The 11,671-nt window shown below is 41.5% G+C and carries 10 protein-coding genes and 1 pseudogene; 4 read left to right on the forward strand and 7 right to left on the reverse strand.

Annotation, left to right across the window (positions count from 1 at the left end):
* Positions 1 to 79: 79 nt before the first annotated feature.
* Entirely contained in the window at positions 80 to 553 is a 474-nt protein-coding gene (locus ABI367_RS06895) for a universal stress protein (RefSeq protein WP_462227379.1), read from the forward strand.
* 61 nt (positions 554 to 614) lie between these two features.
* Here ABI367_RS06895 and ABI367_RS06900 read toward each other — a convergent pair whose 3' ends face one another.
* Both ABI367_RS06900 and ABI367_RS06905 read right to left on the reverse strand, forming a co-directional pair.
* Positions 615 to 1,907, reverse strand: coding sequence for an HAD-IB family phosphatase (locus tag ABI367_RS06900; RefSeq protein WP_462258055.1), 1,293 nt, complete (start codon positions 1,905 to 1,907; stop codon positions 615 to 617).
* A gap of 120 nt (positions 1,908 to 2,027) precedes the next feature.
* Positions 2,028 to 3,005, reverse strand: a complete 978-nt coding sequence (locus tag ABI367_RS06905; RefSeq protein WP_462227381.1) for an NAD-dependent epimerase/dehydratase family protein — start codon at positions 3,003 to 3,005, stop codon at positions 2,028 to 2,030.
* A 136-nt stretch (positions 3,006 to 3,141) separates the two neighbouring features.
* Between ABI367_RS06905 and ABI367_RS06910 the strand changes: the two genes are divergently transcribed.
* Both ABI367_RS06910 and ABI367_RS06915 read left to right on the forward strand, forming a co-directional pair.
* Positions 3,142 to 4,320, forward strand: a complete 1,179-nt coding sequence (locus tag ABI367_RS06910) for a formimidoylglutamase (protein WP_462227382.1) — start codon at positions 3,142 to 3,144, stop codon at positions 4,318 to 4,320.
* Between the two features lie 52 nt (positions 4,321 to 4,372).
* Entirely contained in the window at positions 4,373 to 5,506 is a 1,134-nt protein-coding gene (locus ABI367_RS06915; protein ID WP_462227383.1) for a redoxin domain-containing protein, read from the forward strand.
* A 106-nt stretch (positions 5,507 to 5,612) separates the two neighbouring features.
* Here ABI367_RS06915 and ABI367_RS06920 read toward each other — a convergent pair whose 3' ends face one another.
* The gene (locus ABI367_RS06920; RefSeq protein WP_462227384.1) at positions 5,613 to 7,262 is read right to left on the reverse strand and encodes an NAD+ synthase; all 1,650 of its coding nucleotides are present in this window, start codon (positions 7,260 to 7,262) and stop codon (positions 5,613 to 5,615) included.
* Positions 7,263 to 7,354: 92 nt separating this feature from the next.
* On the opposite strand from ABI367_RS06920, the gene gldB reads away from it, so the two are divergent.
* Positions 7,355 to 8,386 carry a gliding motility lipoprotein GldB gene (gene gldB / locus ABI367_RS06925; protein WP_462227385.1) on the forward strand — a complete coding sequence of 344 codons (1,032 nt, stop codon included), beginning with the start codon at positions 7,355 to 7,357 and terminating at the stop codon, positions 8,384 to 8,386.
* A 139-nt stretch (positions 8,387 to 8,525) separates the two neighbouring features.
* Here gldB and ABI367_RS06930 read toward each other — a convergent pair whose 3' ends face one another.
* From ABI367_RS06930 to ABI367_RS06945, 4 genes and pseudogenes are all read right to left on the reverse strand, one after another.
* Positions 8,526 to 8,711: a hypothetical protein gene (locus ABI367_RS06930; RefSeq protein WP_462227386.1), complete on the reverse strand. Its 186-nt coding sequence runs from the start codon at positions 8,709 to 8,711 to the stop codon at positions 8,526 to 8,528.
* 60 nt (positions 8,712 to 8,771) lie between these two features.
* Positions 8,772 to 9,635, reverse strand: a complete 864-nt coding sequence (locus ABI367_RS06935) for a DUF4349 domain-containing protein (protein ID WP_462227387.1) — start codon at positions 9,633 to 9,635, stop codon at positions 8,772 to 8,774.
* 205 nt (positions 9,636 to 9,840) lie between these two features.
* Complete coding sequence (gene atpG, locus ABI367_RS06940; RefSeq protein WP_462227388.1) at positions 9,841 to 10,743, reverse strand: ATP synthase F1 subunit gamma; 903 nt, start codon at positions 10,741 to 10,743, stop codon at positions 9,841 to 9,843.
* A 142-nt stretch (positions 10,744 to 10,885) separates the two neighbouring features.
* A pseudogene (locus tag ABI367_RS06945) lies at positions 10,886 to 11,671 on the reverse strand (F0F1 ATP synthase subunit alpha); the annotation flags it as partial.

Raw genomic sequence — 11,671 nt, forward strand, 5'->3', positions numbered from 1 at the left:
GTAAATAAAAAGCCGGATCAAGTAATCCTACAAAACATATTACACTTAGTTTGTTTAACTTTAAACCAAACTATATACCATGCTGATCAAAAAAATATTAATTGGGGTTGACGACAGCCCTTTTGCTGAACACGCCGCCAAATACGGATTTGAAATTGCACATGCTTTTAAAGCCAAAGTTGGCCTGGTACATATTGTTGAGCCTCTTTTATTACCCTATAACAATAGCATGGACCCGCTATCAGGGCCAATGCCGGGTGTTACCGACGATATTGAGATATTAAATATACAAAATGAAGCCTCAGAAAACCTGATTGAGCGCTTTATTAAAAAATTCGCGGGCGATTTGCAGGTTACCCATTTTAATGAATTTGGCAGCACTGCCGATGGCATTGTTAGCTGTAGTAAAGAATTTAATGCCGATATGATTGTTATTGGCACCCATAGCCGCAGCGGGTTTGACCGCTTGTTGATGGGCAGCGTTGCCGAGCACGTAGTGCGCCACGCAGAAGTGCCTGTATTGGTGGTGCCTTTTAAAGAGTCGGAAAATTAGTAAAGTCGGGAAGTCCGAAAGATATGTTACTTCCGGACTTCCCGACTTTCGGTCTTTCGGACTAATACAGCAACCTAAATTTTATAGTATGCTCAATGGCTTTTAGTTCGTCCAGTACATCGGTATCGTAACCTTTGTCTACATCGGTAATCACATAACCTATTTGCGGATTGGTTACCAAAAACTCGCCAACTATATTAATGTTATGGCGGGCAAAAACGTCATTTATTTTAGCCAGTATACCCGGCACATTTTTATGGATATGTATTAACCTGTGCGCGTTATTAATGCGCGGCGGTTGCAGATCAGGAAAGTTAGCGCTGGTATGGGTTTTACCCTCGTTCATAAAAGCGATTACGCGTTTGGGTAAAAAGTCTTCATTGCGCGGGTTATGTTTGGGGTCGTCAAAAATAATAATGCCCAATTCGCCCGCGGTTTCGGCAACCTTGCGGCTAATTTTACCAAAACAACCTATGGCCTTTAGTTTTTTGGCTTGATGCACCTGTTCGGGTGTGGGTTGATGCTCTTCATCACAAAATAAAATACCGGCTTCATCTAAGTATTTATCTTCTATCTCTTCGCGGTGCCTAATATTATAACCTTCCTTTTTTATTTGCGATAACGCTTCATCCTCAACGCTACCTACTATCAAACATTTTATACGGTTTTTAGGATATGATATGGCACGCGGCAGTTTGTTAATGTATAAAAACTCGTCAAAGCTGGGCGTAATATGGTCGGCCTTTTCTGCAACTGATTTGCGTTCGATATTCTCTGTAAAGGCAAAAAACTTTTTGATCATCCCCGACTCTTTTAACTGAAAATCAGAGTAGCCGTCACCAATACCGTAAATATCGCCCGGCAGATTCAGCTCTTTTAAAAGCTTAACCTTACCACCCTCCTGCGATAAAGGATTCTCCCTGTCATATCCAACAATATTTCCCTCTTCATCAAACACAAAGGTATTGGCGTATATATTTTCTTTTTTAATATGATATTCGGTTACTACCGGAGTAATAAATTCTTTGAATCCTCCAGATACGATCAACACTTCGTCCTGGTGGTTTTTAAAGAAAATAGTATTACGCGAAAAAGAGGTAGATACCTTTTTTTTGAGGTGCGATATCAACTGCCTTAGGTGATCGCGGTTAGCTTGCAGCAATTTTACGCGTGCCTCCAGGCTTTGGGTAAATGATAGTTTACCTTCCATCGAGGCATTGGTAAGGTCCTCAATTTTGCGGTATATTTCTTCCCTGTCCGGTCGGTCTTTTAATGATATGCGGGCCAATTCATCCAACGCCTCTACTTGCGTAAATGTGCTGTCAAAATCTATAATAAAGTATTGTTGTTCCATGTTTGCAGGCATTTCCCCGTAGGTATCGGGATAAGCCGCTGCAAAAATGCAATTTTTGAATGAATTTTTGACGATTAATTGTCGGAATTTATAGCTGAATTAACACGGCTATGTAAATTATTATTTGCCTAACCGGGCACAAACCTCCTCAATTGTTTTGCTGATATGTTTAAAGTCAATTGCTATGGCGTATTTTATTTTACTATTATCATAATCGCGGTTTTGCGATGCCGATTGCGCCGCAATCTTATCAATAGCAGGCGGCTTCCTCGTTATAAGTGCCGCTAAGGCCGCGCCGCGCCAGGCAAGATCCATCATCCAGGGTTTGGCAAAAAAGGCCGGAGGTTTAATGCCGAAGCTTTTGGCAATTTCGGCAGTTATCTGTTTATAATTGCGGTTTTCGGCGCTTATAATGTAACGTTCGGCAGTTATATTACTGTCCATTAACGCTATCATACATTTAGCCACATCTTCCACATCAACAAAACCGGCGCTGCCATTGGTATAAAACTTAAGCCCTTTGCGCACTGTTTCAAACAACTGTCCGCTGCCCGATATGCCCGCATCCGCTCCAATTATTAAAGATGGGTTTACTATAACCGCATCAAGCCCTTCGGCAATACCGCGCCAAACTTCCATTTCGCTTTCCAGTTTTGACAAGGCATAGCCATCATTTTCTGCAGATGCGTCCAAATGGTGGTTCTCGGTTATCAACTCGCCGGGCTTTGCCTGCCCTATAGCAGCTATTGAACTTACGTGCACAAGCCTTATCCCATTATCTGCACATAGGTTTACCAGGTTGGCCGTACCCGTTATATTGGTACGTATCATGGGATGTTTATCAGCCTGTTTTAATGACACCCATGCAGCGCAATGATATACTTGAGTTATGCCCTGCAAGGCATCCTCTAAAGCAAATGCGTCAAGCATATCGGCGTTTACCCACTCAATTAAAGCAGCATAAGGCTTCAATATTTGGGGTATTATAGAATATTTGCGTTTAGTGCACCGAATAGCTTGCCCGGTGTTAACCAACTGCCGGGCCACTTCTGCCCCTAAAAAACCTGTTGCGCCTGTTACAAGAACTTTGATATGCATATATGCAAATGTGTTGATTGATGTGCGGATATGCAAATGTGCAAATTATGAATTGATCATTTGTTTACATCTTACATAACTATATAATCAAAAAATCTGCACATTTGCATACACGCACATTTGCACATCAAACAACATGTCCTTATCTGATTTTTTTACTCCGATTGACTTGCAAAAACTTACGCCGCCAAACGGTTATTACACCAGTCAGTTGGGTAGTAAAATATCCATTTATACGGATTCCTTTCCTGATATTGACGGAAAAAACATTGCCTTAATTGGTGTATTGGATGACAGAAACGCGGTAAACAACTCCGGTTGCGCCTTAGGCCCCGATTATATACGCGAAAAATTATACCAATTGCACGAGGGCGCTTATACCACAAAAATAGTCGACTTAGGCAACGTTAAACAGGGCCAAACCGTAACCGATACCTATTATGCGGTTAAAACCATAGTAAGCGAATTGCTTAAGATAGATGTGGTGCCTGTAATAATTGGTGGCGGGCAGGACCTTACCTACGCGCAATACATGGGCTATGAGGCCCTTGAACAGAAGATAGATGTGGTAGTAGTTGATTCGCATTTTGACCTGGATGATGATAGCGATGGCGAAAGTTTAGAAACAACGTCCGGCTCCTATCTTAATAAAATATTTTTACACGAGCCTAATTACCTGTTTAACTTTAGCAATCTGGGTTACCAAACTTTTTTTGCCAGCCAGGATAGCTTGCGGGTAATGGAGAAGCTATATTTTGATGTACACCGCCTGGGCGAGCTTAGCGGGCAAACAAGCGTTGCCGAACCCATAATCCGTAATGCGGGGATGATAAGCTTTGATATAAGCGCCATACGTTCGGCTGATGCCCCTGCCAATACCAATGCCACCCCCAATGGTTTTTATGGAGAAGAAGCCTGCCAGATATGCCGTTATGCCGGTTTTAGCGATAAGCTAACGTCTATTGGTTTTTACGAGTTTAACCCTGCTTATGATAATAACGGGCAAACAGCCATGCTGCTATCGCAAATGATATGGTATTTTATAGATGGCTTTTATAACCGGAAGAAGGATTTCCCGCTTCATCCCAAATCACAATACCTCATTTACAAAACCAGCCTAAAGCATGACGACCATGAAGTGGTATTTGTTAAAAGCAAAAAATCTGACCGGTGGTGGATGCAGGTACCCTACCCAACAGGTGGATCACGCAACGAGCGTTTCCATTTAGTACCCTGCCGCTATGAGGATTATAAAACTGCCGTAGACGGCGAGCTGCCCGACCTGTGGTGGCGCACTTACCAAAAATTAAATTAACCCGTACAATTCTTAACACGTATAAGCGTTATAAAGCGTCAGTTATTGATTAATGAAGAAATTACTTTTCCTGTTTTTAGCATTACCCTTATTTTCTATTGCCCAAACCAGCACTTTTAACATAAAAGGACATGTGGGTAATTTGAACAGCCCGGCACGCATTTATCTTTTTTACCAGCTTGGCGCTAATAAAGTTGCCGATTCATCAGCCTTGGTAAATGGCGATTTTACCTTTACCGGGCAGTTGTTAAACCCTACCAACGCCTACCTGGTTACTGATTACAAGGGCCAGGGACTTAATAAGCTTACCGTAAACCTGGATATGCTTAGCTTTTTTGTAGAAAAAGGCGACATGAGCATAACCTCTGCTACCGACTCGATAGCCAAAGCTACAATTACAGGCTCGGTTATTAACGATGACAATATTAAATTAATGGCGCAGATAACGCCTATAATGACGGACGTTTCGAAGCTTACTGCCGAGGTACAGGCAACTCCTAAAGACAAACAAAATACCGACGCTTTTCAAATAGAAGTGCAGGATAAGTTTAAAGCTTTGCAAAACAGGCAGCGGTCAGTATTGCAAACTTTTATTATTGCGCATCCGGCAAGCTACCTGAGCCTAATTGCATTAAACTCCATAGACAATAAAACCGACCCTTTTGAAGCCGAGCGTTTATATAATACGCTAACACCTGAGGTAAAAGAAACCGAGGCGGGCAAAGTAATTAAACAAAGTATTGATCAGGCAAAAATTACGGCTATTGGTGCTATAGCGCCTGACTTTACACAAAAAAATATTAACGATATACCTATTAAGCTATCCTCATTTAGGGGTAAATATGTGTTAATAGATTTTTGGGCATCATGGTGCGGGCCCTGCCGCGATGAAAACCCCAACCTGGTTAAAAACTATAATAAGTATAAGGACAAAAAGTTTACTATCCTGGGTGTATCATTAGACAGGCCGGGAGCTAAAGCCGACTGGCTGGCAGCTATAAAAAGGGATGGTTTAGCATGGCCACAAGTTACTGATCTTAAATTTTGGAATAGCGAAGTGGCCGAGCTGTATGCTGTTACGGCAATACCTGCCAATTTTTTGATTGACCCTTTTGGAAAAATAATTGCAAGGGACCTTCGCGGTGCTGATTTGGATAAAAAATTGGCGGAGGTGTTGGGGAAGTAAATCAACCCTAAACGTGTGCTGTCAAGGAGTTCCGTCGAAGAATAGCGGGCAAGGGCCAACACACGCACCATTCGACGAAGCTTAGGGTGACACGCCTTTTACCGCGCTACTGCATATACTTACCCACAATAGGCATCCGGCGGCCCATACCAAATGCTTTTGGCGATACCCTTAATATGGGCGGTGTTTGGTAGCGTTTATGCTCGGCAATGTTTACCAGTCTTATTACCTTACGCACTATTGCTTCATCAAAGCCCATTTTAATTATCTCGGCTGATGAGCAGCGATGCTCCACATACTCTTTCAGTATTCTATCCAATATATCATACTCCGGTAACGAGTCGGTATCCTTCTGGCCCGGCCTTAGCTCGGCTGATGGTGGTTTAGTGATTGAATTTATGGGGATGATCTCGCGCTCGCGATTAATATGTCGCGCCAGCTCAAAAACCTGCGTTTTAAATACATCGCCAATTACGGATATACCGCCGCACATATCGCCATATAAGGTCCCATAACCCACTGCGGCCTCGCTTTTGTTGGATGTATTGAGTAATATATAGCCAAACTTATTACACATGGCCATCAGCACTACTGCCCTGCTGCGCGATTGTATATTCTCTTCGGCAATATTAAAGGGCAGGTTGTTAAACTGCGGATGCAGGGCGGTTTCAAAAGCATCGGTTATGTGTTTTATGGCCACTATCTCGTGCTTGCAGCCCAGGTTATTTACCAGATCCTCGGCATCTTTTAGTGAGTGATCGCTTGAAAATTTAGAAGGTAGCAGCACCGCCATAACATTTTCGGCACCCAAAGCCTCGGCCGCAAGCGCGCATACCACTGCCGAATCAATCCCGCCGGATAAACCCAAAATGGCCTGCTTAAAGCCGGATTTATAAAAATAATCCTGTATGCCCAATATTAACGCATGGTGTATCTGGTCGATATCACTTTCAGGCTCCATACGTATAGTTGCCGTATGAGTGAATGTGATCTCACTATTATCCTGTAAAGTGTAATAGGCCAGGCTTTCTTCAAAATACGGCAATTCATCAACCAACTTACCGGTATTGTCAAACACTAATGATCCGCCGTCAAATATCAGCTCCGTTTGCGCGCCAACGGTGTTAACGTAAAACAGCGGCAATTTATAACGGGAAGCATTGTCCTTTAAAATAGCAATGCGCTCGTCATCATGCGTATACGCAAACGGCGAGGCGGCAATATTTATCATGAGGTCCGGCTGTTGCTGTATCAGCGTATCCATTGGCCGGGTTATATATAAAGGGTTTTCTATAGTGTTCCACAAGTCCTCACAAATAGTAAGTGCTATACGATGGCCCTTAAAATCAATACAATTAAACTCAGTTGAGGGTTCAAAATACCGGTATTCATCAAAAATATCATAGTTGGGCAGCAGGGCCTTATTTACCACAGCCTTAACTTTACCATCCTCAATAAAATAAGCCGAATTATTTAACTCCTTTCCCTCAACTCTATGATTAGGCGTAGGTAAACCAATTATACAGGCAATACCGGTACAGGCTTCGGCAATAGTTTTAGCCGCATCTGCGCATTGGCTTATAAATTCTTTAAACTCTAAAAAATCGCGCGCCGGGTAACCGCAAACACATAGCTCAGAAAACACAATCAGGTCGGCCCCGTTATTACGTGCCTTTTGTATGTGGTCAATTATCTTAGCCGTGTTGGATTCAAAGTTGCCTATATGATAGTTAAGTTGGGCTAACGCTATTTTCATAGTATATATATAATAACTAATTACCGGGGTATGAAAGTATGCAGGTAATGCAATAAAAAACTATTTTTATCCGAAGTATAAAAATGGCCCCTATGTACCGCAAATCAAAGCAAATTTATTTATTTATTTTCATTGTCCTTGCAATTACCTCATGCAGCCGTAATAAAAAAGTTGACGTGAGCAATATACCCGTTGACGTAAAGATAGAACGTTTTGACTACGATTTTGATGCCCTGCGCACCAAACCAATGGCCCAACAGGCAGTTTACCTGCAAAACAAATACGGCATTTTTTATAAAGATTTTATTGAACGTGTACTGGGTGTAGGCAGCGCGGCTGATACCGGCTACTTTGCCACGCTGCGGCGGGTATTTGCGGGCAAGGCTTATACCGATCTTAAGCACGATGTAGATTCGGTTTACTCCGGCAGCATGGATAAGCAAAACGAGGAGCTTACTGATGCCTTTAGGCGCATTAAATATTATTATCCGCAGAAAAAAATACCAAAAGTTTACGCCTACTTCTCGGGGTTTCAAACGCAAACTTCTATTGGCGATGGGTACGTAGGTATAGGTCTTGATCTTTTTTTAGGAGCCAATTCGCGCTTTTACCCTGCATTGGTCGAGAGCTTTCCGCATTACCTTTCGCGCAGGTTTACACCGGATAATATAGCGCCCCGCGTTGCTGAGGGCATTGCCCGCGAGGATATGTTCGCCGAGAGTGATAGCGATAAATCATTACTGGCAAAAATGGTTTATAACGGCAAGATATTGTACTTTATGGACCAGGTATTACCTGATGTGGCCGACTCGGTTAAAATTGGCTATACTACTAAACAATTAAAGTGGTGCGATGATAACAAGGCCAATATCTGGGCCTATTTTATTGAGGAAAACCTGCTGTATGAAACCGACTATCAAAAAATACAAACTTATTTAACCGAGGCACCCTTTACTCCCGGCCTCGGCGAAAAAAACGAGTCGGCACCTAAACTGGGGGTTTGGACAGGGTGGCAAATTGTGCGGCAGTACATGGAAAAGAATCCCGAAGTTACCCTGCAGCAACTGATGGCTGATGGGGATGCACAAAAGATATTGAACGGGGCAAAGTATAGGCCTAAGTAGTTGATTAGTGTTTGGAGATTAGTGATTAGTTGAGCCGATTAACTAATCACTAATTAACCAATCTCTAATCACTAAAATAATATAAAACAAAAACGCCTTGATAAATCAAGGCGTTTTTGTTTTATATTATTGAAAATGACTATTTTAATATCGCAAACACTGCTTTTAAGCATACTACCACTCCAGCCGCTAATATGATATTAGCAACAGCCGAAGCATGTTTAAAATCGGCGAAGCGAAGGTAAACACCTACCAGGCCTATTATTATGGCAATCACTATTAATATATAATGGCGTTCTGAATTTGCTTCCTGTATTGAGCTCATAATGGTAATTTTTTATGTTGGCACAAAAATATAAATGTTTAGCGAAAAATGAATAGGTTTTTAATTTTTAATACTTCCAGCCGTTAATAGTTTATTTCTTTTGTTTGTACGCACAAACAAAACTCCGGCTATAATCAGTATTACAAACACCCAAATGTTGGCCAGCATAATTATCGCTTCAATAAATATATGCCATCCATAGCCCAAAGCAACTCCTATTCTTTTAAAAAATGGCAGGTTATAAGCAGCAGGATCATCGTCGGCAATTACCTCTTTAAAAATGGTATTGCTTTGATAAAAGCTCAAATTCACTACACTATATTTAACAGCCTCATCAATTTTTCGGTTACTTATCTGTTCATCAACAAGGTCATCCTTTAAATTTAAAACAGCCGATGGGTTTTTAATAATTATTTTACCGGCTTTTTGCTGGGTCACCATTTCTTTACGGCTATTTAATTTAAGACGGGCCGATAAATAATCCAATGTTTTATCTTCAATATCCATGCTCCGGCTGGTTACGTATAAGCCCATTGATGATACTTTATCCAGGTATTCGTCCAGCTTAATTGATGGTACTTTTACAGTCATATTAGCAGATGTGTAGAATGCTGATACCCGCATTACCGAATCATTGCTCACACGCTTATCGCTGGTACTATTCACCGTGGAGTTTACCCTATGGCTCATTACCATACCATTATATTGGCCGGTTAACGAAGTGATCTTCTCACTTGCCTGCTGCACGTTGTTCACTTTAAAGTTCATACCGCCGGTTTTAATTAGTTTGGGTACATCCAGGTTTACATCCTGCATCTTAACACTGTCTGCAGTTCCACTCATAGACTCGTAGCTGCTTGAACTTCCTTTGCATGCGGCCAGCAATACCATTGCCGACAGCATCATTAAAATTTTTGTTTTCATAGATAGTAGGTTTAATTTGGTTTTTTAATTGATACCAATAACCCATCAATAGTAACCTTAGTTACTAAATATGTTACATAGGCTAAATCTGCAAGCGACGAGATTGCTTCGCCCGCACAGGCCTAACTTATTCCCGCTCGCAATGACAAGAAATAAAAAAGGCCTCCCTTTAGGGAAGCCTTTTCAAAAATATTAATTGATTTTTTTATCCGTTTGATAATGCTGCCGCGCCGCTTACAATTTCGGTAAGTTCGGTAGTAATAGCTGCCTGGCGGGCCTGGTTGTATGATAGCTTTAGGGCCTTCAACAAATCACCTGCGTTTTCGGTTGCTTTATCCATGGCCGTCATACGTGCGCCATGCTCAGAAGCATTTGAATCAAGCACTGCTTTATAAACCTGTATCCTGATATTTTTTGGTATCAGCTGGTCAATTATCTCTTCTTGCGAAGGCTCCAGTATGTAATCAACTTGTGGAGCGTTAGCTTTTTGCGCCGTATTAACCTCAACCACAGTTTCGGCTTTTGGTACGGGCAATAACTGCTCGGCCATTAAAAACTGTACTGCGGCGTTTTTAAAATGGTTATATACCAGTTCAACACGGTCATAATCGCCCTTTAAAAAGCCAGCCATAATGTCTTCGGTAATTAAAGACACGTTGGCAAAGTTCAGGTTGTTATATACATCATTATTGTTGCCAATAACATTGTATTTACGGCGTTGGTAATACTCCTGCGATTTTTTACCGATGCTTACTATTGATACATTACCCGCTTTTAGCTGCTCGCTGTATTTTTCGGCTATCAGGTTATTGGCAGTTTTAATAACGTTGGCATTAAAAGCACCTGCCAAACCACGGTTTGATGATACAACTACAACCAATACCTTATTAGGCTCGCGCTGCTGCAAAAATGGCGATGAACCATCTTCTAAACTTGCCGATAAATTTGATAATAGCTCCTTTAGCTTATTGGCATAAGGACGCAATTGTACAATTGCATTGGTAGCACGTTTCAACTTAGCCGCCGAAACCATTTTCATGGCCTTGGTTATCTGCTGGGTTGACGTTACCGAACCTATCCTGTTTCTTACTTCTTTTAAATTAGCCATTTTTTGAGATTTGAGATTTGAGATTTGAGATTTGAGACCTTAGCCCCTTCTCTTTCAATCATCAAAACATCAGTCTAAATTTATTTTAAAATATGAGTATCGATTATCTCAATACTCATATCTCACATCTCATATCTAAAAATTAATTATATCTTCCTGATAACTCTTTAGCTACTGTTTCCAGTACGCCGGTTATCTGGTCGTCCAGTTTACCTGCTTTTAAAGCGGCAAGCACTTCCGGATGACGTTGCTCTAACTGTGTTGTATATTCGGCCTCAAACTCACGCACTTTGTTGATAGGCACATTACGCATCAGGTTTTTAGTTCCTAAATAAATAATAGCCACTTGTTTTTCAACAGTTACCGGCGAGTATTGACCTTGTTTTAATATCTCCACGTTACGTGCACCTTTATCCAGTACAGTTTTGGTAGAAGCATCCAGATCCGATCCGAATTTTGAGAAAGCCTCTAACTCGCGGTATTGTGCCTGATCTAATTTTAAAGTACCGGCAACTTTTTTCATTGATTTGATCTGCGCATTACCACCCACACGTGATACCGAGATACCTACGTTGATAGCCGGACGTACACCCGCGTTAAACAGGTTCGACTCCAGGAATATCTGTCCGTCGGTAATTGAAATTACGTTGGTAGGGATATAAGCTGATACGTCACCAGCCTGTGTTTCGATAATAGGCAATGCTGTTAATGATCCGCCACCTTTTACAAGATGTTTAATATTTTCCGGAAGATCGTTCATCTTTTTAGCGATTTCATCTTTAGATACAATCTTCGCTGCTCTTTCTAATAAACGACTGTGCAGGTAGAATACATCACCAGGATAAGCTTCACGCCCCGGAGGCCTTCTTAATAATAATGAAACTTCGCGGTAAGCCACAGCTTGTTTACTAAGATCATCGTAAATGAT

The organism is Mucilaginibacter sp. (genome assembly GCF_039935595.1).
Classification (GTDB): domain Bacteria; phylum Bacteroidota; class Bacteroidia; order Sphingobacteriales; family Sphingobacteriaceae; genus Mucilaginibacter.

What these genes read in the sequence shown, in the direction of transcription:
- ABI367_RS06915 (WP_462227383.1), top strand. Translation starts at nt 4,373, where the DNA reads ATGAAGAAATTACTTTTCCTGTTTTTAGCATTACCCTTATTTTCTATT.
- gldB (WP_462227385.1), top strand. Translation starts at nt 7,355, where the DNA reads ATGTACCGCAAATCAAAGCAAATTTATTTATTTATTTTCATTGTCCTT.
- ABI367_RS06910 (WP_462227382.1), top strand. Translation starts at nt 3,142, where the DNA reads ATGTCCTTATCTGATTTTTTTACTCCGATTGACTTGCAAAAACTTACG.
- ABI367_RS06935 (WP_462227387.1), bottom strand. Translation starts at nt 9,635, where the DNA reads ATGAAAACAAAAATTTTAATGATGCTGTCGGCAATGGTATTGCTGGCC.
- atpG (WP_462227388.1), bottom strand. Translation starts at nt 10,743, where the DNA reads ATGGCTAATTTAAAAGAAGTAAGAAACAGGATAGGTTCGGTAACGTCA.
- ABI367_RS06930 (WP_462227386.1), bottom strand. Translation starts at nt 8,711, where the DNA reads ATGAGCTCAATACAGGAAGCAAATTCAGAACGCCATTATATATTAATA.
- ABI367_RS06900 (WP_462258055.1), bottom strand. Translation starts at nt 1,907, where the DNA reads ATGGAACAACAATACTTTATTATAGATTTTGACAGCACATTTACGCAA.
- ABI367_RS06905 (WP_462227381.1), bottom strand. Translation starts at nt 3,005, where the DNA reads ATGCATATCAAAGTTCTTGTAACAGGCGCAACAGGTTTTTTAGGGGCA.
- ABI367_RS06920 (WP_462227384.1), bottom strand. Translation starts at nt 7,262, where the DNA reads ATGAAAATAGCGTTAGCCCAACTTAACTATCATATAGGCAACTTTGAA.
- ABI367_RS06895 (WP_462227379.1), top strand. Translation starts at nt 80, where the DNA reads ATGCTGATCAAAAAAATATTAATTGGGGTTGACGACAGCCCTTTTGCT.